The organism is Ruegeria sp. B10 (assembly GCF_056539825.1).
In genome coordinates this window covers 208,218-230,734 of sequence record NZ_JBQFVP010000007.1, presented here as the reverse complement: position 1 = coordinate 230,734, position 22,517 = coordinate 208,218, and the positions used below count along the sequence as shown (strand labels likewise).

The window sequence follows — 22,517 nt, the reverse complement described above, 5'->3', positions numbered from 1 at the left end:
GAGCGCTCAGAACCGCTCAGTCCAGAGCGCGCGCCTCATCGACCAACATAACGGGGATGCCGTTGCGGATCGGAAAGGCCAGACCCGCGGCCTTTGACACCAGTTCCTGCTTATCCGCATCATAGTGCAGCGTCGTATGCGTCTGAGGGCAAATCAGCGCTTCAAGCATGTGGCGGTCGAAGGCGTGTTCAGTCTCGCTCATTGCAGTTTTTCCTCATTTGATCCGCCCCGCAGCGCGAATTCGATCAATGTCACCAGCGTCTCACGCCTTGTGCGCAGACAGGGGGCCTCTAGCAGGGCCTGTTTGTCCTCCGGATCGAAATCCATCAGCATCGACAGAGAATTTACCAAGAGCTCATCATCTGCTTCTTTCAGCGAATCCCAATCGGTCGACAGATCACGCGAGTCGAAGAAGCGTTCCAGCAGGTTCAAAAAGCGGCTGCGGTCGAACACATCGTCCTTCTCGGCCTTGCCAAGATCGCGGTCAAATCCCTCCCAGGACACTTCGCACCGGCGATAGGGTGTGAAGGCGTCCAGTTCGGACTTGATACGGAACCGGGACACACCGGTCAGGGTGATCAGATAGCGGCCATCCTCAGTCTCGGAGAATTGCGTGACACGACCGGCGCAACCGATCCGATGCAGCTTTGTGTCATCGCTTAGCGAGGGGTTCGGCTGAACCATTCCGATCAGCCGCTCCTTTGTTTTCAGGGCATCGTCCAGCATCTGAAGGTAGCGCGGCTCGAAGATGTGCAACGGCAGTCGCGACCGAGGCAGCAGCAGCGCCCCGGGCAGTGGAAACACGGATATCGTATCCGGCAAGTCGGCGGGATGAATCATAGACCCGAGTCTAGCTCTGATCCGAAATTAGGCAAATATCATCGAGCTGAGTTTGCGCCGCCCGTTCAGAACAATCGGATCATTGGGCTTGAGCGCATCGAAGATCGTGAACAACTGCGTTTTGGCAGCGCCCTCATTCCACTCACGATCGCGGCGGAACAGCTCCAACAGCTGCGTCACGGCCTCTTCCACATCGCCATTGGCGTGCAGGGCCTGCGCCAGATCGAACCGGGTCTGATGATTGTCCGGCTCGGCCTCAACGGCAGCGGTCAGCTCGGCCACTGGGCCCGCATCCGCCGCCTGCTTGGCCAGTTCCAACTGAGCATGGGCAGCTTCGAGTTCCGGAGTGTTTGAGATCTCGGCGGGGGCACCGTTCAGGATCGCCTCGGCCTGTTCCAGATCGCCCGAGGCAATATGCGCACGCACCAGACCACCATAGGCAGCGGCATGGTTGGGGTCTTCGCCCAGAATCGCGGCAAAGGTCTGCGCCGCATCCACGTCTGCGCCTTCTGCCAGCATTTCCTCGGCTGCTTGTACGGCATCCTCCAGTTGACCACCGGGGCTTTCGCCACCGGCCGCCTCGATCACGCGGTCGATAAATGCTTTGATCTCGGACCCCGGCAAAGCGCCTTGAAAGCCGTCCACCGGCTGACCCTTGAAGAATGCATAGACGGTCGGAATCGACTGAATGCGCATCTGAGACGCGATCATTTGCGCCTCATCTACGTTAATTTTGACCATTTTGACCGCGCCTTTTGCCGCGGTCACCGCTTCTTCAAGCGCGGGCCCAAGCGTCTTGCAAGGCCCACACCAAGGTGCCCAGAAATCCACGATCACCGGAATTTCCTGCGAAGCCTCGACAACATCCTCCATAAAGGTGGCTTCGCTGCTGTCCTTGATCAGATCGGTGGCTGAGGTGCTTTCCGCGCCGCTCAGAAGGTCCATGGCATTCACTCTCCGGTTCAAACGTGCGCCCTATATGCAGTCCCTTGCTGCAGAAACCAAGAGCCGAGTTGCAAGTCTAAAGGTCGAAACTGGCGAAAACGGGGGCGTGGTCGCTTGGTTTTTCCCACCCGCGCGCATCGCGCAGGACACGGCTGGAATGCCCCGCGTTCGAGATATCCGGCGTGGCCCAAACGTGATCCAGTCGCCGGCCCTTGTCAGCTGCGTCCCAATCGCGCGCCCGGTAGGACCACCAACTATAAAGCTGCCCTTCAGGGATGTCCTGCCGGGTGATATCGATCCAACCGCCCGCATCTTGTGTTTCAGCCAATGCCTCAACCTCAATCGGCGTGTGCGAGACGACCTTGAGCAGTTGTTTGTGCGACCACACATCGTCCTTGCGCGGGGCGATGTTCAGATCACCAACCAGAATGGATTTTTCAGGCTTTTCCGCATGGAACCAGTCGCGCATATCGGTTAGGTAGTCGAGCTTTTGCCCGAACTTCTCGTTCACCTCTCGATCCGGCACATCCCCGCCTGCAGGGACATAGAAGTTTTGGATGGTGACGCCATTTTCCAAGCGGGCCGCGATGTGACGAGCATGGCCAAGACCGGCGAAATCTTTGTCGCCGACCTCTTCCATCGGGATGCGCGACAGAATGGCGACACCGTTGTATCCCTTCTGCCCACGGGCCACCATGTGAGTATAACCCAGCTCAGCAAACCCTTCGGTCGGAATCTTTTCAACCGGAGACTTGCATTCCTGCAAACACAGCACATCCGGAGCCTCTTCCTGCAGCAATTTCAGCACGATAGGCTCGCGCAGGCGGACCGAGTTGATGTTCCAGGTGGCAAGGGTGAAGGGCATAATAGGGGAATCCTTTGTCGAAGCCGGGCTTGGCGTGGCACGGCGTTGGGCGCCACGAGAACAGGCCATAAACGGCTAGGGTTCGTCAATGACTGCTATGCGGACTGAGCTTTTGATGCGCTCAGTCCGCGTCGCCGAAATAGACGAAACTCATTTTGTTGCCATCAAGGTCTCGGACGTAAGCTCCATAGAAGTCAGGGCCATATTGCGGGCGTGGTCCCGGCTCCCCTTCGTTGGTTCCGCCAGCAGAGAGAGCCGCCGCATGGGCTGCCTGCACTTCTTCTTCGCTTTCGCACAGCAAACCGACCATATTCCCATTGCCTGGCGTTGCTGCTTCCTTGTTGTACGGCGGAGCGACCCAAATCCGCCCACCACCGCGCAGACCATAGCAAAACCCATGGGGCATGAATTCCATAACCACCGTTCCACCAATCAGGGGCAAGACGGCATCGAAGTAATCCCTCGCCTTTGCTACATCGTTTGAACCGATCATCACGTAATTTAGGGACATAGTATACCTCGCGAAATATATGGAACATATCGGGAACAAATGACATTCCGTCGACCGTAGTGCAACCCCTGAATTGCGGAGGTCGCAAAAGGACCCATACCTCAGACACTGGTTCAACTGACGCATCTTGCCGATTGAACAAACATTTTCTGAGCGGGTAGTGATAGGCAGCCCAACGCCGGGGCATGAGCGATTGTGGACACGCTCAACGAAAAAAAGCCGGGCCATCTGGCCCGGCAGTCCAACAGGGAGGTACATGTCATTACCCGGACATGCACGGGTTGGGAGTAACCTAATTATGACTTCAGCGTATCACTTTGATCCAAATCAATCCACCTCGGATCAAGATACCAGTCGATATCCACCTGACTCTGTGACCAAAAGGCGAGCATTTGACGGATCAGGCTCGATTTTCTGACGCAGGCGGTAGATATGCGTCTCGAGCGTGTGGGTCGTCACACCCGCGTTATAGCCCCAGACCTCATGTAGCAGGACGTCGCGCGCCACCACACCATCGGTCGAGCGGTAGAGGAACTTGAGGATGTTGGTTTCCTTCTCGGTCAGACGGATTTTCCGGTCTTCCTCGGTGATCAGCATCTTCATTGCAGGCTTGAACGTGTAGGGGCCAAGTACGAATACGGCATCTTCGGACTGTTCATGCTGACGCAACTGCGCGCGGATGCGGGCCAGCAAAACCGGGAATTTGAAGGGCTTGGGGACATAGTCATTGGCACCGGCATCCAGACCCAGGATCGTGTCCGCGTCACTGTCATGGCCGGTCAGCATCAGGATCGGGCTTTTGACACCCTGCTTACGCATCAGGCGGCACAGCTCTCGACCGTCCGTGTCGGGAAGACCCACATCCAGAATCACGAGGTCATAGATCGCTTCACGCGCACGCTCCATTGCGGACGCTCCGTCAGAGGCTTCGAACACGTCGAAATCCTCGGTCATCACGAGTTGCTCGCTGAGCGCCTCGCGCAGGTCCTCGTCATCATCCACCAACAGGATTTTCTTGAGCTGAGCCATTCTTGGGTCCTCCAAAGCCTTTCCCATCACTTGCGTGTGGAATATGCAATCAACAAGATTTACTGCAACCGTCTCACGCCTTCGTGTCAGACGCAGCGGAAATGTTTCACAATTCCAGCCGAAAGCGCTAGGAAAAGGGTCGAACGTTATAGGGTAACATAGATGAGTCTCATCCCCGATATCACCGAATTGCTGGCGCGCGCGCGGGCTGACCTGCGGATGGGCGTGCCAATCGCGCTGGTGGATGACAATGGCGGCAGCGTTCTGGCCATCTCGGCCGAAACCATCACGCCCCAGAGACTGGCCGATCTGCGCAGTTTGGGTGGGGCACCTGTTGTGGCCATCACCGGGCGACGGGCGGAAACGCTGAAAGCGCGCGCTTACGATGGCGATCTGGCGCGGGTGTTGATCCCTGCAGATGCAGACATGGCATGGGTTCAGGCCGTGGCGGACCCATCGGACGATCTGAATGCGCCGATGAAAGGCCCCCTGATGACCGAGAGGCAAGGCAATGCCAATCTGCACCGCATTGCTATCGCGCTGGCCAAATCCGCCCGATTGCTGCCTGCCGCCGTGGTGCTGCCGGTCGAAGACGGTCGTAATTTCGTGGCAACCCACGGTTTGACTTGCATAGATCACTCCCGGGCCGCGCCGCATCTGGCAGATCGCAGCGCCCTGCACCCGGTTGTCGCCGCGCGCTTGCCGATGGAGGTGTCCGAGGCCGGTCGGTTGCACGTTTTCCGCCCTGAAGACGGCGGGGAAGAGCACTACGCGGTCGAGGTCGGGCGACCGGATCGCAGCAAGCCCGTCTTGGCTCGGCTTCATTCGGCGTGTTTTACAGGCGACATCATGGGCAGTCTGAAATGCGACTGCGGCCCTCAGCTGCGCGGCGCGCTAGCTCAGATGGGTGCCGAGGGAGCCGGAGTGTTGCTCTATCTGAACCAGGAAGGGCGCGGAATCGGGCTGGCCAACAAGATGCGCGCTTATTTCCTGCAAGATCAGGGCTTTGACACGGTCGAAGCCAACCACCGCCTTGGGTTTGAAGACGATGAGCGCGATTTCCGCCTCGGGTCGGATATTCTGAAATCGCTGGGCTTCAGCTCGGTCCGGTTGCTGACCAACAATCCCGCGAAGATCGCCATGATGGAGCGCACGGGGATCGCCGTCGCCGAGCGGGTTCCGCTGAAAGTCGGGGAAACCGCCCATAACCGCGGATATCTTGAGACCAAGGCTGCGAAATCCGGGCATTTGCTGTGACACCCGCAGATTTGGTGCTGACCCCCCGGGGTATTCGGTTCCGGGGGCGGTCCTTTCCCTGCTCAATCGGGAAAGGTGGGCGGAGCACCGCCAAACGCGAAGGCGATGGCGCCACGCCGGTCGGCGTCCATCGCATTGTCGGCATGCTCTACCGCGCGGATCGGATCTCGGCGCCTGCGTCATGGGCCATTCCGATCGGCCCGCAAGACCTGTGGTCGGACGATTCGAAAGACAGTCGTTACAACCAACTGGTCACTGCCCCCTATCCGTTCAGCCACGAACGGTTGCGCCGCGCGGACCCTCTCTATGATCTGGTGCTGCTGACCGATTGGAATTGGCCGAATGCGGTGCCGGGCAAAGGCTCTGCCATCTTCCTGCACCAATGGCGGAGACCGGGTTATCCGACCGAGGGCTGTGTCGCCTTCCGTCGCGACCACCTGCGCTGGATAGCCGAGCGGATCACGCCCGGCACCCGCCTGATCATTCCTGAGGTCTGACCCGTTCGCCAAAGATGGCCGAGCCGACGCGCACATGGGTGGCCCCCAGCGCTATCGCCTGTTCGAAATCGCCGCTCATACCCATCGAAAGACCCTCGAGGTCATTGCGGGCAGCAATCTTCGCCAGCAAGGCAAAATGCAGCGCGGGTTCTTCCTCGACCGGCGGGATGCACATCAGACCGCGTATGGGCAGGTCCAGCGCCCGGCATTCTGCAATGAACCCATCCGCAACTGCAGGAAGGATACCGGCCTTCTGTTCCTCTTCCCCCGTATTGACCTGAATGAAGAGGTCCGGACAGGACCCAAGCTCCTGCGCCAACCGTGCCAGAGTTTTCGCCAACTTCGGGCGATCGACCGAGTGGATAGCGTCGCAAAGCTCCATCGCCTGACGGGCTTTGTTGGTTTGCAGCGGGCCGATGAGGTGAAGATCAACGCCTTCGAATTGCTCCTTGAACGCGGGCCATTTGCCGGCCGCTTCCTGCACGCGGTTCTCTCCAAAGCACCGGTGGCCTTGCTCCAGCACATCCTGCACACGCTCATTTGGCTGCACTTTGGATACGGCAATCAGCTTCACCGACCCAGCAGCCCGCCCGGCCTTGGCTTCGGCTTTAGCGATACGGGCGGAAATCTCTGACAGCGACATGGTGATCCTCAAATCTGATTTGCAGCGAGACAAACACCAAGTCGGCGCAAAAGAAAAGGGCGGGTCCGAAGACCCGCCCTAGAACCGTGTGGTTCAGATCAACTTAGAAGTTGAACTGGGCACCAAAGTCGGCGCGGACAAAGCTGTCTGCTTCGCCTTCTTTGATTTGGCCGATACCACCGCGCAGCGATACACCGCCACCCAGGTCGTAGTGAGCGCCGATACCAACGTTGCGGGTATCGCCATCAGCCGAACCGTCACCGTAGACGAACTGGATGGTGGTCGCAGCGCCAACGTTGTAGGCAACCGACAGACCGTATGCAGTGCCGTCGGTGGCATCTACTTCGGTGTTATCGTCTGCAACAAACAGAGTACCTGCGAAGTCGCCGAACTCAGCACCCAAGGTGAAAACGAGCAGGCTTGGGTCGTCACCCGAGCCACCGTCGGTCTGACCGTAGGCCAGAGCGGCAGTGATGTTGTCGAAGGTGTAGGTTGCGCTGATGTCCCAACGGTCTCCATCTTCTTCAACCAGGTCAAGTGTACCGACAGTTGCTGGCGCAACCGGAGCAGTCGGGTTGCTTGCAGTGATGGTTGCAGCTTGGTCGTACGACGCGCCGAATGCGAAGTCACCAACAGCGTACTGGAAGAATACGCCGTTTACGCCTGCGCCCGACGAGCTGTAGGTTGCGAAGCTATAGTCAACACCCGAGTACTGACCCAGGAATGTTTCCAGACCAACTTCGTAGCCGTAGTAGTTTGCAAGGTTGTCGAACGAACCGGCGATGTTGCCGGCGTCAACACGCAGACCACCGAAGATAACCGAGTAACGTGCGCCGTTCAGCTGAGCTGTACCAGCTTCGCCTTGGCCATCGTCGTCAGCCTGTACACGAATACGACCTTCGAAGCGAACACCGCCATCGGTTTCTGCGATGCCGTCAATGTTCAGACGGAAACGCGAAACCAGGATCACGTCGTCAGATTCAGTCGTACCTGCATAGGAGACGTCATCGGAAGTACCCGGCACGCCGTCGGCGCCAGCATCGGTAAGGGTGGTGGTTCGCGTACGGTCTTCCTGGTAACCCAGACCGAACCGGCCGTAACCGCTGAAGTTAACTTCAGCTGCTGCAACGCCTGCGGTCGCTACCAGCGCCGTCGTTGCGAAGAGAACTTTTTTCATCTTGTTTCCCTCGGTTTCAAAAAGTTTATCTACTCGACACATGCAAAGCATATGTCTCAGCACGGACATCGTTTCGCTCTTTTCCCCCCCTTTGTGCAAGGTTGGCCTAAATACCGGGGCCGCATTGAAGTTGGATTGGTGCAAGGATGCCACAGTCCTGATCACCGCCCTGTCACGCGGATATAGTGGGATTTGATAAGAATAGGCTTGTTGCGCAAAGGGTCCTTGGCTAGGAGTAGCTTCCAATGACCGCAAATATAGCGAAACAGGACCGACCGACGATGCGCTTGCCAACGACTTTGGGTTTGATCTTTCTGACTGCCACTCTTGCAGCATGCGGACAGAATCGCAGCGCCGTCACCAACCCGGACCTGCTTACCTCGAACAGCACTCGCACAGATGAGCGCGAGCTGAATGATCCAGAACGCACGTCGATCTGGGATATCTTCGGCCCCAACAATGCCGAGCAGACTACCAACGTGAACCGCTACCTATGGGCGGCGTCGCTGGATGTTCTGAATTTCCTGCCCGTGCAAGAGGTTGATCCCTTTACCGGTGTAATCGTAACGGGTTACGGCACCCCTCCGGGCGGCGGGCGGCAGTATCGCGCCACCGTGCATATTAGCGACCCGGCGCTTGCCGCACGTTCCCTTTCGGTTGCGCTGCAGTCCAGCGGGGGCTCTCCGGTCAGCGCCGCAACCACCCGCGCGGTCGAGGATGCAATCCTCTCGCGCGCAAGACAGCTACGGATTGCAGACAACAAGTTCTAGCAACCCGATCAAAATCGCTCTAAAGACCACGCCGGGTTCCTACCCGGCGTTTTCAGTTACGAAGGACCGCATGATGTCGCGCTACTCGGCCAGTGAAATCGAAGCAAAATGGCAAGAGGCCTGGGACAAGGCCGGAATCTTCACCGCCGACCACAAGGCGGACAAGCCGAAATACTACGTGCTTGAGATGTTCCCCTACCCGTCTGGCCGAATCCATATGGGTCACGTGCGCAACTACACGATGGGCGACGTGATCGCGCGGCACAAGCTGGCGACCGGCCACAACGTCTTGCACCCGATGGGATGGGACGCGTTCGGGATGCCGGCAGAAAACGCTGCGATGGCGATTGGCGGCCACCCAAAAGACTGGACCTATGGCAACATCGCCGACATGCGCGGGCAGATGAAGCCTTTGGGTCTGTCGATCGACTGGTCGCGCGAATTCGCCACCTGTGACCCGGAATATTATGGCCAGCAACAAGCACTGTTCCTCGATATGCTCGAAGCCGGTCTGGTCTACCGCAAGAACGCCGTCGTGAACTGGGACCCGGTCGATATGACCGTTCTGGCCAACGAGCAGGTCGAAAACGGACGCGGCTGGCGCTCGGGCGCTTTGGTGGAAAGGCGCGAGCTGACGCAATGGTTCTTCAAGATCTCGGACTATTCCGAGGAGCTGCTGGACGCCCTGGACACGCTTGAGAACTGGCCCGCCAAAGTCCGACTGATGCAGGAGAACTGGATCGGCAAGTCGCGTGGCCTGCAATTTGGCTTTGAACGCATCGATGGAGGTGAGCCGATCACCGTATACACGACTCGCCCCGACACCCTGCTAGGCGCGTCTTTTGTCGGCATCTCGCCAGATCACCCGATTGCCAAACAGCTTGAGGCTGAAAACCCAGAAGTCGCTGAATTCGTTTCTGAATGCCGCAAAGGTGGCACCACAGAAGAAGCGATCGAGACTGCCGAGAAGCTGGGCTATGACACTGGCATCAAGGTCAAGCACCCTCTGGACCCGAACTGGGAACTGCCGGTCTGGATCGCAAACTTCATCCTGATGGATTACGGCACCGGCGCGATTTTCGCCTGCCCGGCCCATGACCAGCGCGATCTGGATTTCTGCCGCAAATACGGCCTGCCCGTGGTCGATACGTTCTTTGCGCTGGACGATGAGTCTCCGGTCGACAAGCTCGCATTCGTTCCGCCAAAAACCGAGAAAGTCCGCTGGGTCAACCATTTTGCGGGCCTGACTGAGGCAACCGGCGAAGAGGCCATCAACGCCACCGTCGATTTTGCCGAAAAGGCCGGTTGGGGCGAAGGTGTCACCAAATTCCGCCTGCGCGACTGGGGTCTTAGCCGCCAGCGCTACTGGGGCTGCCCGATTCCCGTGGTTCACTGCGAAAAATGCGGCACGGTCCCCGAGAAGAAAGAGAACCTGCCGATCGAGCTGCCCTATGATGACGGCAACGGCAAAGCCATCGACTTCTCGATCCCCGGCAATCCGCTGGACCGTCACCCCAGCTGGAGGGATACGCCCTGCCCATCCTGTGGCGCACCGGCCAAGCGTGAAACAGACACGATGGACACGTTCGTCGATTCGTCCTGGTACTACGCCCGCTTCACCGCTCCGCGCGCGGAAACCCCGACCGATCTGGCTGAGGCCGAGTACTGGATGAATGTGGACCAGTATATCGGCGGTATTGAGCATGCGATTCTGCACCTGCTCTATTCCCGGTTTTTCGCCCGCGCCATGCAGATCACCGGCCATCTTCCGAAAAAGGCCATCGAGCCGTTCAATGCACTGTTTACCCAGGGCATGGTCACGCATGAGATCTACCAGACGCGCGACGCCAATGGCCGCCCTGTCTATCACCTGCCCGAGGACGTGACCGACGGCAAATTGGCCGATGGCACCAAGGTTGAAATCATCCCTTCGGCGAAAATGTCGAAATCCAAGAAAAACGTCGTGGACCCGGTCAGCATCATCTCGGCCTTCGGCGCAGATACTGCCCGTTGGTTCGTCCTGTCCGATTCGCCGCCCGAGCGGGACGTGGAATGGACAGCCTCCGGTGCCGAGGCTGCATTCAAGCACCTCAGCCGAGTACATCGCATCGCCTCCGAGATCGCCGAGTCGGACGTTCCGGGCAATGGAGAAGACGAAACCCTGCTGCGCGAGATGCACAAAGCGATCCATGATGTGTCGGGGGGTGTCGAATCCTTTGGCTTCAACGCCTCGATTGCCAAGCTTTATGCCTTTACCAATACTCTGGCGAAGTCGAAAGCAGGGACCGTGGCCAAGCGCGAAGCCGCTCAGACGTTGGCACAGTTGATGTCGCCGATGACGCCGCACCTGTCCGAGGAACTCTGGCAGCTGCTGGGTGGTGAGGGTCTTGTGGCAACCGCTGTTTGGCCGGTAGCGGATGAGGCGATGCTGGTCGATGACACCATCACCCTGCCGATCCAGATCAACGGCAAACGCCGCGCGGAAATCAGCGTTCCCAAGGATATGCCCAAGGATGAGGTTGAAAAAATCGCGCTCAGCACCGAAGCTGTGCAAAAGGCGTTGGAGGGAGCCGCGCCGAAGAAGGTGATTGTTGTCCCGGGCCGGATCGTGAATGTCGTCGTTTAACCGCAGAAGTTTTTTGTTTGCCCCGCTGGCTGCCTGTTTTCTTGGGGCCGCCTGCGGGTTTGAGCCGATCTATGCGCCCGGAGGGGCGGGCTCAGAACTGTTTGGCAAGGTAGAGGTATCGGCCCCGAACACGGTCGAGAGTTACCTGCTGGTTCAGAACCTCGAACAAAAGCTCGGGCGCAGCGCGACCTCAGGCAATGCCTACCGTCTGGATGTCCGTGTTGAGACCGCCGTCCAGGCTGCTGCGATCACGTCCACCAACGAAATCAACCGTTTGTCCATCGACGGGCGCGCCGAATACACGCTGAAATCGAATGAAACCGGGCAGATTCTGGCCTCGGGCGCAGTGACGGATTTCGTAGGCTATTCGGCGGCAGGTTCCAGCGTTTCGACCCTTGCGGATGAGCGCGACGCCCGAGAGCGCCTGATGATGATTCTGTCCGACCAGATCGTCAATCGCCTCTATGCGACGCCGGGCCTGACCTCATGAAGTTGAGCCCGCGCGAGGCTGACGGGTATTTTGCCAGACCGGACGCGGACAAAACCGGGCTTCTGATCTACGGCGCCGACACCATGCGCGTGGCTTTGAAGCGCCAGCAGGTGCTGACCGCGCTGCTTGGGGCAAATGCCGAAGAAGAGATGCGTCTGACCCGAATGCCAGGCAGCGATCTGCGCGGCGACCCGGCGCTATTGCTGGATGCGGTCAAAGCGGTTGGATTTTTCCCGGGCCCGCGCGCGGTGTTCGTGGAAGAGGCAACCGATACCGCCGCGCCCGCGATCCTTGCTGCGCTTGAGGATTGGACGCCCGGAGATGCTCAGATCATCGTGACTGCGGGGCAATTGAAAGCCAGCTCGAAAATCCGCAAGGCCTTCGAATCGCATCCGGCAGCTTATGCGGTGGGCATCTATGACGATCCGCCCTCTCGGGCCGAGGTCGAACGGATTCTGACTCAGGCCGGACTACAAAACATCCCGCGCGACGCGATGTCGGCGCTGGGAGAGTTGGCGGTCAGCCTCAGCCCCGGTGATTTTACCCAAACGGTCGAGAAGCTGTCGCTTTATAAACGCGGCGACGAGAGCGAACTCAGCCTTGAAGACATCGAAGCCTGCGCGCCCCGCTCGACCGAGGCCGCGCTGGATGATGTATTGAACGTGGTCGCCGAAGGCCGCGCCGGAGAAATAGGCCCGCTGATCCGTCGCCTGCAGGCGCAGGGCACCAACGGGGTGACGCTGTGCATCGGCGCGACCAGGCATTTCCGCACGCTTTACGCCTGTGCCTCCGACCCCGGTGGGGCGGCGCAAGGGATCGGCAAATTGCGCCCGCCCGTCTATGGCAAAAGACGCGACCGTATTTTGCGGCAGGCTCAAGGGTGGGGTGCGCCCAAGCTGCAGACAGCGCTGACAGTGCTGACAGATACCGACCTGTCGCTGCGCTCGGCGGGGCAAACGGCTCCTGCGATGGCCTTGGTCGAACGCGCGATGATCCGGCTGGCGATGCTGGCCCGGTCGCGTTAGCGGTTCAACCAGTCCGCCGCAACCCGTCCAGCCCAGCGCCCGGTCGCCAGACAGGCCGTGAGAAGGTAGCCGCCAGTGGGTGCCTCCCAATCCAACATCTCACCGGCACAGAACACTCCGGGCATCGCGCTCAGCATCAATCCGTCGGTCATGGCAGCGCGTGTGATCCCTCCAGCGGTTGAGATCGCCTCATCCATCGGGCGCAATCCTGCGTGGCGTACCGGCAGGGCTTTGATCAGTGCGGCGACGTCGTCGGGTGCGTTTGGAAGGGGACGGGCGAACTCCATCAGCAAGGCAGTTCGCACCGGCCCCAGTTTCAGAGCTTTGCGCAGGTGATTGGACAAGCTCGCCTTGCCGCGCGGTTTTGCCATTCGTGCCGCCACTTCTGAGACAGGCAGGTCAGGCATCAAATCGATCGACAGGGGCGCACCCTCTCGCACGGGCTTGCAGATAGAGTAGATACCCCCGCCTTCCAAGCCGCGGGCCGATACCACTGCCTCGCCGCGTGTGCGCTGGGTTCCGGCTTGTAGCGCGACACCTTTGATGGGCGCCCCAAAATGCGCGGTCATGTGATCCGACCAGTCGACCAATAACCCAGCATTTGCCGGTGCAAAGGGCGCAAGCTGCACACCTTTATCTGCCAGCCATGGCGCCCAAGCTCCATCCGAGCCCAACCGCGCCCAGCTGGCCCCGCCCATGGCAAGCACAGTTGCGTCGGGCTGCAGCCGTTGCGGACCATCCTGGGTATCAAAAACCAGCGCTTGCCCCTCCCACCCTGTCCATCGCCAGCGGGTTCGGATCTCGACACCGCGATCAGCCAGACGCGCGAGCCATGCGCGCAGCAAGGGTGAGGCTTTCATAACGGTTGGAAAAACACGGCCTGTTGAGCCGGTGAAAAGCTCTTGCCCCAAGTCGCGCGCCCAGTCCTGTACAGCCTGCGCGTCGAACTCAGCCAGCATCGGGCGCAGCCAGCCTGCGGCTTCATCAAAAGATTGAATAAGTGTCTCAAGGGACTCATCTTTGGTTAGGTTGAGACCCGACTTGCCCGCCATGAGGAACTTGCGCGCGACCGAGGGCTTGGCCTCGGCCACCAGAACCGAGTGACCGGCAAGGGCAAGCTGCTCGGCCGCCATCAACCCGGCCGGTCCTGCCCCGATCACCACTGCCTGCGCCATTCTCGCCCTCTTGCCTTCGCCGCCCGCAGGCGCATCATTCCCAACCATGACGAACAGCGATCCGATCTGCCCGCTTTGCGACCGCCCCATTCCCGATGGCGGCGGCAGCCTGCATCATCTGATCCCAAAACTCAAAGGAGGCAAGGGCGGGCCGACCGTTCTACTGCACCAGATCTGCCACAAAGAGGTCCACGCCACCCTGTCCGAGGCCGAGCTGGCGCGCAGCTTCAACACGGTCGAGGCCCTGCGCGCCCATCCAAGGCTTGAGAAATTCCTGAACTGGGTGCGCAAGCGTCCGCCCGGTTTCCGGTCGAAAGTTCCGGGCAAACGGCGCGGGCGCTGATCAGATCGCTTTGCGTTTGATTTGAATCGAAATACGTTGCCTCTCTCTGCGGTCGAACGCGCATTTCGATGATCTCACCTAAAGTAAAACGCAAAACGCTTTAGCCAGGCAGAACCGGATCGCCAAACGCATCCGAAAGTGCGGCGGGCAGATCCTCGACCTCGATCCCCTGATAGTCGGGAACAGGCGCAAATTGGGCTCCTTGCGCATGCTGGAACTCAAGAGTTGTGTAGGGGCGTTTCCAGAGCCACTCGCGATTCTCGACCGCCCAAAGGTCAGGATCGGGCGGAGACTCATGCGTGAAGGCATAGAAATGCAGGTCAAACCCATGGGCCGCCACATCCTGCATCGACAGCAGTTTCATACCCTGAGCACGACAAAACGCATCCTCGGCGGCGATATCCCCTGTGCGCAAGGTGATCTGACCCACTCGCGCCCCGGCGAACGGGGCCGCAGGGTCGGCAGCATTTTCCAGCCGGTTGCCTTCAAAATCATGTTGCAAAAGCTCGATCACAAAGCCTTCGGGGTCGCTGAGATGCGCCATATACCCGATATCGAGGAACTGACGCGGCTCGCTGACTGTATAACCTTTGGCCCGCAGCGCCTCGGCGGCCAGATCGACATCGGGCAGAGTGATCCCGATCTTCCAATAGCGATGCCCCTGATCGTGGGAATACCCCGTACCCCCCGGTAGCAGCAGCAGATCAGCATCTTCGCCGGCGTATCCCACACGCCAGGATTCGCCGATTTCCTGCACCGACATACCCAAAGCATCTCGATAGAACCCGGCCAGACGAGCCGGATCAGCGACGCGCAGCCTGACTGCGGACAATCTCAGCGACACAGCTCTGCAATCCCTGCCGCGATCTCTGGTTTGGCAGCCAGACTGTCGGCCACCATCTCGCGCGCCGTCGACAAAAGATCGTCCGACGAGACGATGCGATCCACCAGACCGAACACATACGCCTCGTCAGCCGAGATCTTCTGGCCCGACATCAGAATCAGTTTGGTACGCGCCGGACCAATCAATGCGGCCATGCGCTTGGGATCGGAAGGTTGCGGTAGAAAACCAAGCTTCATCACCGGATAGAAGAACTTGGCCGAAGGCACCGCGATTCGAAGGTCGCAGGCCAAGGCCATGCCGTTCGCGCCACCCGCAAGCGTTCCGTTCAGGGCCGCAACGGTCAGGCATGGCAGTGCCGCGATTGCACCCGACAACCGCTCCCAGACGACCGAGGTGGCAAGACCCGCGCGGGCTTCGTCCAGATCAGCACCGGCGCTGAAGACCTTGCCCGCGCCGGTCAGGATCAGGGCGCGCGCCTCGGTTGCGGCCTCGGCGATTTCGGCCAGTTCGGTCAGCATCGCGCCTGTCAGTGCATTGGCCTTGCCCGGATTGTTGATCGTGACGGTCCATAACCCGTCTTCCTTGGTCAGTTCAATCACGTCAGGCCGATCCTTTGGCGAATGTCGTCCTGGCGCAGCGAAATCTCAGCCCCCAGGTATTCGTCGGCGTCCGAAGAACACATCCACAGCAATGCCCGTGCGGGCCAATCCGCCGGGATGTGAACATCCCAGTCCAGCTGGCTGACAGGGTTGATGCCGCTGGCCTTGATGACACGCTGCATGTCAGTTGCCACTGTGCCCGGTGACAGGCCCATGGCGCGGATGCCGTTATGGCCCTCTTCCAGATGCAGGCATTCCGTCAGCATTTTCGCACCTGCTTTGGAACTGCAATAATGGCTCCATGCTTCAACCGGGTTCGAGGCAGCGCCGGAGGAAACGGTCAGAACCGTCCCTCCGCCCGCCGCCCGCATCACCGGCAGAGCGGCCCGCATTCCGTAGAAAACACCTTTGAGGTTGATATCAATGGCCTGGCTCCAGGCGCTGACATCGGCGTTCGACAGGTGAAAGATCGGCTCGATTACACCGGCATTGCCGATCAGAACGTCCAAACCGCCGAAACGCGCGACGCAATCCGCCACCGCTTGTTCGACCTGCGCGAAATCGCTGACGTCGCAGGCCAGTGCCATCGCATTGTCGCCCAAAGCGGCCGCAAGCGCGTCAATCTGATCATGACTACGGGCCACCAGCGCGACATTCGCCCCTGCTGCGGCAAACACGCGCGCGGCCTCGGCACCGATTCCGCGGCTGGCCCCTGTTATGAGTACTGTTTTTCCCTGCATTTAACGCTCCTCACGTCTTGGGCTGACCTTTGGCTACAGGCGTAACGCGGAAACGGGGAAAGGGTCCAGCCCTTGCCCCCTTGACGATGCCTGCCACAACCCCGACCATGCGCGCAAATTGATCAAGAAGGGTTACCTTATGTCTGTTTTCATCCGCCGCAGCTGTGGCGCCGTTTTGGCCTATGCCGTCGCAACTCAAGGTGCATACGCCGACCTTACCGCAAATGACGTCTGGAACGACTGGCAAGAGTATTTCCGGTCCGTAGGTTACACGGTCGAGGGCGAACCCAGCGCCGCTGGCGATGTCATGACCATCAACGATATGACCCTGTCCATGGACTTCCCCGAAGAGGACGGACAGTTCCAAATGACCATGCCCGAGGTCACGTTGACCGAAAACGGCGATGGCACCGTCAACGTCGGCTTCCCCGGTAGCTTTCCGATGGTCATTTCGGGCGGCGTCGAAGATGAACAGTTCACAGCAAACCTGACCTACAGCCAGACAGATTTGGAAATGGTTGTGTCAGGTGATCCGTCCGACATGACCTATGACTACTCGGCGGCAGCCCTCGGGATTGTGTTGGATTCGATCGAAGGCGGCGACGAGCCAATTCCCGAAGATGCGCTGGAAGGTGGTATCGAGTTTACGGGTATGGAAGGCACATCGCGCATGCTGATCGGCGAAAATCGCGAGATCACGCAGACACTCGACGCCGACCAAATGGCCTATAAGTTCAGTTTCAAAGACCCCGAGACTGGGGAATCGGGGTTGATTGACGGGGTTCTGAGCGACTTGACATCCAGCGGCGACAGTGTCCTGCCCTCTGGGTTCGATCTGGCCGATCCGCAGGCATTGTATGACGCAGGCTTCGCCTTTTCCGGCATGGTCGCCTATGGCTCGGGCAAGACAGACATCAGCGGCGTCAGCGAAGGTGAGCAATTCACCATGGCAAGCTCGTCCCAAGGTGGCCGACTTGAGGCCAGCGTAGATGGCAAACGTGTGGCCTACGACCTTGAACAGAATGACGCGAAACTGGCAGTAACTACGGGCGACCTGCCCTTTCCGATCGAAATCGCAATGGCGAAGGCGGGTCTGAACCTGAACATCCCGGTGCAGGAATCGGAGGAGGCCGCACCCTTCGCCTTCGGCCTGAACCTGACCGATTTCACCATGTCAGATGTCCTCTGGAGCATTTTCGACCCGGCAGGCAACCTGCCGCGCGATCCGGCCACCATTGCGCTGGACACGACCGGCACGGCGAAAGTTCTGTTGAACATCTTCGATCCTGAGCAGGCTGCAGCCCTTGAAGAAGAAGCAGAAGTCCCAGCCGAGCTGCATTCGCTGAAAATCAACGAATTGCTGGTCTCGATGGTTGGCGCGCGCTTGACCGGGGACGGTGATTTCACGTTGGACAACGAGAACCTCGACGAATTCGGCATGCCCATTCCGACTGGCGTTGCGAACCTGCAATTGGTTGGGGCCAACGCACTGATCGACAAACTGATCGGCATGGGCCTGATGTCCGACAACGACGCCTTGGGTGCGCGTATGATGATGGGCATGATGGCTGTTCCGGGTGATGAACCCGACACGCTGAATTCGACAATCGAATTCACTGAAGACGGTCAGATTAAGGCCAATGGTCAGCGCATTAAGTAATGATATCAGAGAGGGCCGCTAGTGATCGGCCCTCCCACACAATACCGTCAGGGTCTTGCGAGAGGCGCGGTGCAAGGCTAGGTCCTTGGCAACACATCCGGAGGCCGCATGACCCGCACACCAGAAGAAATCAGCCAGCAATTGCTTGACGCCGCACGCCTCGCCGGGGCCGAGGCGGCAGATGCCATCGTGATCGACGGATCATCCGTTTCGGTCGAAGTACGTGGCGGCGCTCTGGAACATGCGGAACGCTCAGAAGGCACCGATCTGGGGCTGCGGGTGTTTCTGGGTAAGCAACAGGCCATTGTTTCAAGCTCTGACAGCCGTCCCGAAACGCTGACGGCCATGGCCGAACGGGCTGTTGCCATGGCGCGCGAAGCGCCCGAGGACCCTTTCACAGGTCTGGCGGCCAGCGAGGAATTGACCAACGGCTGGGATCTCGACGCGCTTGAGCTGTTTGATCCCTCCCCGGAACCCTCTGCCGAAGCGCTGATGCAAGATGCCCTGGCGGCCGAGGCCGCTGCTCTGGCCGTGCAAGGCGTATCGCAAGTCTCGGACGCGGCGGCGGGCTATGGCACGCACCGGGTGCATCTGGCGGCCACCAACGGGTTTTCGGGCGGGTATGCGCGCAGCAGCCGGTCAACATCCTGCGTTGCGATCTCGGGCGAAGGCACCGGGATGGAGCGGGACTATGACGGCGACAGCCGCACCTTCCAAGCCGACTTGCGGGACGCCAAGGAGATCGGGCGGAAGGCCGGGGAACGCGCGGTCGAACAGGTTGGCGCGCGCCAGCCCGCAACGGGCAGTTTTCCGGTACTGTTTGACGAGCGCATTTCATCCTCACTGATCGGGCACTTACTGGCCGCCAGTAACGGCGCAGCGATCGCGCGAGGGGCGTCGTGGCTGCAGGATTGTCTGAGCGAACAGGTATTGCCCGAGCATCTGTCGCTGATCGAAGACCCGCACCGCCCACGTATCTCAGGCTCACGCCCGTTTGACGCCGAAGGGCTGGCAACGCGCCGCCGGGCAATTGTCGAGAACGGAGTGCTGACCGGATGGACGCTGGATCTGGCCAGCGCCCGCAAGCTTGGCATGACCTCAACAGGCAATGCAGCGCGCGGTGTCTCGGGGCCGCCCTCGCCAAGCAACTGGAACCTCAGCTTGACCCAAGGCACCCAAAGCCGCGCCGACCTGCTGCGCGATATGGGAACAGGGCTGCTGGTCACCTCTATGATCGGATCGACGATCAACCCCAATACGGGGGACTACTCGCGCGGGGCCTCGGGGTTTTGGGTCGAGAATGGCGAGATCACGCATCCGGTCAATGAATGCACCATCGCGGGCAACCTGCGCGACATGCTGAAACGGATCATCCCGGCCAATGACGCGCGCACTTATCTGTCGCGCGTTGTGCCCTCGGTGCTGATCGAAGGGATGACCCTTGCCGGCAACTGACCTGCCACTGCTGATTGACGCCGCACGCAAGGCCGGAGAGATCGCGACCCGTTTCTCGGGGGCGCAGGCGCAGCGTTGGGACAAGCCCGACGGTGCCGGGCCGGTTACCGAGGCCGATCTGGCCGTGAACGAAATGCTGGAACAGATGCTGCCCGCGGCGCGGCCCGACTATGGCTGGCTCAGCGAAGAGACCGAGGATACCGAGGACCGCCTGTCGCGGGACCGCGCCTTCATTGTCGACCCGATTGACGGCACCCGCAGTTTTGCCGAAGGCTCGCGCACCTGGGCACATTCGTTGGCCGTCACTGAGCACGGAGAAGTCACCGCAGCTGTGATCTACCTGCCCCTGCGCGACCTATTCTATGCGGCGGCGAAAGGTCAGGGGGCCACTCTGAACGGTGCGCCAATCCGCGCCTCGGAGGCTTCGACGCTTGGGGCTGCCACAATTCTTGCCGCCAAGCCCAACATGAACAGCCACCATTGGCGCGGTGGCGAGGTGCCGGAGTTTGACCGTGCCTATCGCCCGTCGCTGGCCTATCGCATGGCCCTGGTCGGTGAAGGGCGTTTTGACGGCATGTTGACCCTGCGACCCAGTTGGGAATGGGATATTGCGGCGGGCGACCTGATCATTCGCGAAGCCGGAGGGGTCTGCACTGATCGCGCGGGCCAGCCCCTTCGGTTCAACAACGCGCAGCCTCGGCTAAACGGCGTTCTGGCCGCGGCGCAGGACATCCACAACCAGCTTTCGTCCCGGCTTGATCCGAACGGCCCTGGCATCGCCGCATGAGCAAACCGCGATCTCTGAGTCTTGCGGCCTACCGTGTCCTGTCCTGGGGGGGGGCACAGCAAAGCATCCGACCGGATCAACCCCGCCCAGACGGAGAGCTTGTGTGGGTTCACATCGCAACCCGCGACCGCCTGCGTGCGATCAGTGACTTTTGCCTTAGACTGCAACAGGCCCGACCCGGCCTGTCGATCCTGCTGAGCGCCCCGCCCGAGATCGACCTGAGCCGCTGGACCGGAAGCCCCTTTCCCATGGTCAACCTACCCGCCGAACAAACCGGCGCGGCGCGGGCTTTTCTGGACCATTGGCACCCCGATCTGGGTCTTTGGGTCGGAGGGGGATTGATGCCCAGCATCATTACCCGCGCGGAAGAGCGCAAAGTCCCGATGCTTCTGATCGAGGCGCAGTTGGACGTCGTCTTGTCCCGCAATGCGCGGTGGCTGCCGGATATCAGCAGATATACGTTCGATTGCTTCGAACATATCCTCACCACCACTGACGAAACGGCCCGCCAGATCCGGCGGATGGGGGTTGCCTCCTCGAAAGTGCGCAAGGCGCCCCCACTGCAGTTCAGTCCGAACCCGCACCCCTGGCCCGAGGACGAATTGATCGAGACCAACCACGCCCTCGCCGGACGTCCGGTCTGGCTGGCGGCGCGGGTTCAGGCGAAAGAGTTCATCTCGGTCCTCAGTGCCCATCGGCAAGCGCTGCGCATTCTGCCGCGATTGGCGCTGATCTTGCACGTGGCGGATCGGGCCGAGGCCGCGCCGCTGCAGCGACGGCTTGAAACCATGGACTTGCGCTGTTCCAATTGGGATGACGGCGGCCCTATCGAGGACACGACGCAGGTGATTGTCAGCTCTGAGCCCGAAGATCTTGGCCTTTGGCAGCGTGTGTCACCTGTGTCCTTCATGGCCAGCTCGCTGGAACGCGGCGCGGGCGGGCAGGACCCGCTGGATGCTGTCGCGTTGGGATCGGCGGTTATCTATGGCCCTCATGTCGATATCTATCAGACGGTTTATGCCCGCCTTGCCGAGGCCGGTGCCGCCCATCCGGTCAAAACCGCGACCGAGCTTGGAGATGCGGTCGTCGCCCTTCTGGCCCCGGATCGCGCGGCGGGGATGGCGCTGGCAGGTTGGCAGGCGATCACCGAAGGGGCACCTCAGGCCGAGCGGCTAGTCGACATGCTGCAGGACCTTTTGGACCAGCGGAGTAACCACGATGCGCGCCCCTGACTTTTGGAACTCGGACCCCGCACGCCCGGCGCTGCGTGCCCGACTACTCAGCCCATTGGGGCGGCTATATGCGGCGGCGACGGCTCGCCGGGTCAGCTCTCATCCCGGGTTGAAACCGGGTGTGCCGGTAATCTGCATCGGCAACCTGAACGCAGGCGGAACCGGCAAGACCCCCACGGTGATCTGGGTGCTGGAACAGCTGCGCAACGCCTGGCACGAGCCGCATGTTGTCACGCGCGGCCATGGCGGTTCGCTGGAAGGCCCGGTTCGGGTTGACCCCACCAAACACAGCGCCGCGCAGGTCGGGGATGAGCCGCTTCTGCTGGCCATGTTCGCCGAGGTCTGGGTCGCCAAGGACCGTGCCGCAGGTGCGCGCGCCGCGGCCGAAGCGGGCGCAAGCGTGATCGTTCTGGATGATGGCTTCCAAAATCCCGCAGTCGCCAAAGACTTCTCGATCATTGTAGTGGATGCCCAGCGCGGATTCGGCAACGGGTTGTGCCTGCCAGCCGGTCCCCTGCGCGAACCCGTAGAGGTCGGCTTGAAACGCGCCGATCTGGTACTGTCATTGGGCGATACGCAAGCGCAAGAAGTCTTCGCCGCACAATGGGACCGCAAGCTAACGGTGCCTCATGCAACGGGCGTTGTCGCGCCGTTGCAAACCGGCATGGACTGGGCTGGATCGCGGGTTCTCGCTTTTGCCGGGATCGGTCACCCCGAGAAGTTCTTCCAGACCCTGCGCCAACAAGGGGCTGAGCTTTTGCGCACTGAGGCTCTCGACGATCATCAACCCCTGACCCCTGCGCTGATGACCCGGCTTGAAAATGAGGCACGTCTGCTTGGCGCTCAGATGGTGACTACAGAAAAAGACGCAGTGCGCCTGCCGCAAACCTTCCGCAACAAGGTCGTTACCCTACCCGTCCGGCTGCAAGTGAACGACCCAGAGCAGGTCAGAGAGATGATCCTGAAGGCGGCCCCATCCCCCAAGTGACCGAATTGGTCGGCCCGAG

Annotated in this window: 24 protein-coding genes; 12 read left to right on the top strand and 12 right to left on the bottom strand. The window is 60.3% G+C overall.

The window, feature by feature from the left end; genetic code table 11:
• Positions 1-16 precede the first annotated feature (16 nt).
• From ACR0J4_RS11840 to ACR0J4_RS11815, 6 genes are all read right to left on the bottom strand, one after another.
• Positions 17-202, bottom strand: a complete 186-nt coding sequence (locus ACR0J4_RS11840; RefSeq protein WP_170375578.1) for a Trm112 family protein — start codon at positions 200-202, stop codon at positions 17-19.
• The gene (locus tag ACR0J4_RS11835; protein ID WP_170552397.1) at positions 199-840 is read right to left on the bottom strand and encodes an LON peptidase substrate-binding domain-containing protein; all 642 of its coding nucleotides are present in this window, start codon (positions 838-840) and stop codon (positions 199-201) included. Before ACR0J4_RS11835 ends, ACR0J4_RS11840 begins: the two co-directional genes overlap by 4 nt.
• Before the next feature lie 27 nt (positions 841-867).
• The gene (gene trxA / locus ACR0J4_RS11830; RefSeq protein ID WP_170642636.1) at positions 868-1,785 is read right to left on the bottom strand and encodes a thioredoxin; all 918 of its coding nucleotides are present in this window, start codon (positions 1,783-1,785) and stop codon (positions 868-870) included.
• A gap of 76 nt (positions 1,786-1,861) precedes the next feature.
• On the bottom strand, positions 1,862-2,650 hold the full coding sequence (locus ACR0J4_RS11825) for an exodeoxyribonuclease III (RefSeq protein ID WP_170552374.1): 789 nt from the start codon (positions 2,648-2,650) through the stop codon (positions 1,862-1,864).
• A gap of 121 nt (positions 2,651-2,771) precedes the next feature.
• Positions 2,772-3,161: a VOC family protein gene (locus tag ACR0J4_RS11820; protein WP_170471399.1), complete on the bottom strand. Its 390-nt coding sequence runs from the start codon at positions 3,159-3,161 to the stop codon at positions 2,772-2,774.
• 342 nt (positions 3,162-3,503) lie between these two features.
• On the bottom strand, positions 3,504-4,190 hold the full coding sequence (locus ACR0J4_RS11815; RefSeq protein WP_170375588.1) for a response regulator transcription factor: 687 nt from the start codon (positions 4,188-4,190) through the stop codon (positions 3,504-3,506).
• Between the two features lie 162 nt (positions 4,191-4,352).
• Between ACR0J4_RS11815 and ribA the strand changes: the two genes are divergently transcribed.
• Both ribA and ACR0J4_RS11805 read left to right on the top strand, forming a co-directional pair.
• Positions 4,353-5,447: a GTP cyclohydrolase II gene (gene ribA, locus ACR0J4_RS11810; RefSeq protein ID WP_170552369.1), complete on the top strand. Its 1,095-nt coding sequence runs from the start codon at positions 4,353-4,355 to the stop codon at positions 5,445-5,447.
• Positions 5,444-5,944, top strand: a complete 501-nt coding sequence (locus tag ACR0J4_RS11805) for a L,D-transpeptidase family protein (RefSeq protein ID WP_170642635.1) — start codon at positions 5,444-5,446, stop codon at positions 5,942-5,944. Before ribA ends, ACR0J4_RS11805 begins: the two co-directional genes overlap by 4 nt.
• Here the strand turns inward: ACR0J4_RS11805 and ACR0J4_RS11800 are convergent.
• Both ACR0J4_RS11800 and ACR0J4_RS11795 read right to left on the bottom strand, forming a co-directional pair.
• Positions 5,928-6,587 carry a YggS family pyridoxal phosphate-dependent enzyme gene (locus ACR0J4_RS11800; protein ID WP_170642634.1) on the bottom strand — a complete coding sequence of 220 codons (660 nt, stop codon included), beginning with the start codon at positions 6,585-6,587 and terminating at the stop codon, positions 5,928-5,930. The genes ACR0J4_RS11805 and ACR0J4_RS11800 overlap by 17 nt on opposite strands.
• 103 nt (positions 6,588-6,690) lie before the next feature.
• Positions 6,691-7,764 carry a porin gene (locus tag ACR0J4_RS11795; RefSeq protein WP_170638237.1) on the bottom strand — a complete coding sequence of 358 codons (1,074 nt, stop codon included), beginning with the start codon at positions 7,762-7,764 and terminating at the stop codon, positions 6,691-6,693.
• Positions 7,765-8,045: 281 nt separating this feature from the next.
• Here ACR0J4_RS11795 and ACR0J4_RS11790 point away from each other — a divergent pair, with 281 nt between their 5' ends.
• The 4 genes from ACR0J4_RS11790 (at position 8,046) to holA (ending at position 12,675) form a co-directional block, all read left to right on the top strand.
• On the top strand, positions 8,046-8,534 hold the full coding sequence (locus ACR0J4_RS11790; RefSeq protein ID WP_170638427.1) for a DUF3576 domain-containing protein: 489 nt from the start codon (positions 8,046-8,048) through the stop codon (positions 8,532-8,534).
• A gap of 73 nt (positions 8,535-8,607) precedes the next feature.
• Positions 8,608-11,160, top strand: a complete 2,553-nt coding sequence (leuS, locus tag ACR0J4_RS11785; RefSeq protein ID WP_170642633.1) for a leucine--tRNA ligase — start codon at positions 8,608-8,610, stop codon at positions 11,158-11,160.
• The gene (gene lptE, locus ACR0J4_RS11780; protein ID WP_170642632.1) at positions 11,147-11,650 is read left to right on the top strand and encodes an LPS assembly lipoprotein LptE; all 504 of its coding nucleotides are present in this window, start codon (positions 11,147-11,149) and stop codon (positions 11,648-11,650) included. The genes leuS and lptE overlap by 14 nt, the downstream gene beginning before the upstream one ends.
• A complete protein-coding gene (gene holA / locus ACR0J4_RS11775) occupies positions 11,647-12,675 on the top strand; it encodes a DNA polymerase III subunit delta (protein WP_170642631.1) in 1,029 nt (342 codons plus the stop codon). Before lptE ends, holA begins: the two co-directional genes overlap by 4 nt.
• Here the strand turns inward: holA and ACR0J4_RS11770 are convergent.
• Positions 12,672-13,850, bottom strand: a complete 1,179-nt coding sequence (locus ACR0J4_RS11770) for a TIGR03862 family flavoprotein (protein ID WP_170642630.1) — start codon at positions 13,848-13,850, stop codon at positions 12,672-12,674. The genes holA and ACR0J4_RS11770 overlap by 4 nt on opposite strands.
• A gap of 46 nt (positions 13,851-13,896) precedes the next feature.
• Between ACR0J4_RS11770 and ACR0J4_RS11765 the strand changes: the two genes are divergently transcribed.
• The gene (locus ACR0J4_RS11765) at positions 13,897-14,193 is read left to right on the top strand and encodes an HNH endonuclease (protein WP_170483195.1); all 297 of its coding nucleotides are present in this window, start codon (positions 13,897-13,899) and stop codon (positions 14,191-14,193) included.
• Positions 14,194-14,293: 100 nt separating this feature from the next.
• Here ACR0J4_RS11765 and ACR0J4_RS11760 read toward each other — a convergent pair whose 3' ends face one another.
• The 3 genes from ACR0J4_RS11760 to ACR0J4_RS11750 are packed head-to-tail and all read right to left on the bottom strand — an operon-like array spanning position 14,294 to position 16,376.
• On the bottom strand, positions 14,294-15,037 hold the full coding sequence (locus ACR0J4_RS11760; protein ID WP_480668608.1) for a VOC family protein: 744 nt from the start codon (positions 15,035-15,037) through the stop codon (positions 14,294-14,296).
• Positions 15,028-15,636 carry an enoyl-CoA hydratase/isomerase family protein gene (locus ACR0J4_RS11755; RefSeq protein ID WP_170642629.1) on the bottom strand — a complete coding sequence of 203 codons (609 nt, stop codon included), beginning with the start codon at positions 15,634-15,636 and terminating at the stop codon, positions 15,028-15,030. The genes ACR0J4_RS11760 and ACR0J4_RS11755 overlap by 10 nt, the downstream gene beginning before the upstream one ends.
• Complete coding sequence (locus ACR0J4_RS11750) at positions 15,633-16,376, bottom strand: SDR family oxidoreductase (protein ID WP_170642628.1); 744 nt, start codon at positions 16,374-16,376, stop codon at positions 15,633-15,635. The genes ACR0J4_RS11755 and ACR0J4_RS11750 overlap by 4 nt, the downstream gene beginning before the upstream one ends.
• Before the next feature lie 139 nt (positions 16,377-16,515).
• Here ACR0J4_RS11750 and ACR0J4_RS11745 point away from each other — a divergent pair, with 139 nt between their 5' ends.
• From ACR0J4_RS11745 to lpxK, 5 genes are all read left to right on the top strand, one after another.
• Positions 16,516-18,036: a DUF2125 domain-containing protein gene (locus ACR0J4_RS11745; protein WP_170642627.1), complete on the top strand. Its 1,521-nt coding sequence runs from the start codon at positions 16,516-16,518 to the stop codon at positions 18,034-18,036.
• 108 nt (positions 18,037-18,144) lie between these two features.
• Positions 18,145-19,491 carry a TldD/PmbA family protein gene (locus ACR0J4_RS11740; protein ID WP_170642626.1) on the top strand — a complete coding sequence of 449 codons (1,347 nt, stop codon included), beginning with the start codon at positions 18,145-18,147 and terminating at the stop codon, positions 19,489-19,491.
• Positions 19,478-20,278: a 3'(2'),5'-bisphosphate nucleotidase CysQ gene (locus tag ACR0J4_RS11735; RefSeq protein ID WP_170642625.1), complete on the top strand. Its 801-nt coding sequence runs from the start codon at positions 19,478-19,480 to the stop codon at positions 20,276-20,278. The genes ACR0J4_RS11740 and ACR0J4_RS11735 overlap by 14 nt, the downstream gene beginning before the upstream one ends.
• Entirely contained in the window at positions 20,275-21,510 is a 1,236-nt protein-coding gene (locus tag ACR0J4_RS11730) for a glycosyltransferase N-terminal domain-containing protein (RefSeq protein WP_170642624.1), read from the top strand. The genes ACR0J4_RS11735 and ACR0J4_RS11730 overlap by 4 nt, the downstream gene beginning before the upstream one ends.
• Positions 21,497-22,498 (top strand): tetraacyldisaccharide 4'-kinase, encoded by a 1,002-nt coding sequence (lpxK, locus tag ACR0J4_RS11725; RefSeq protein WP_170642623.1) that lies wholly within the window; start codon positions 21,497-21,499, stop codon positions 22,496-22,498. The genes ACR0J4_RS11730 and lpxK overlap by 14 nt, the downstream gene beginning before the upstream one ends.
• Positions 22,499-22,517 lie beyond the last annotated feature (19 nt).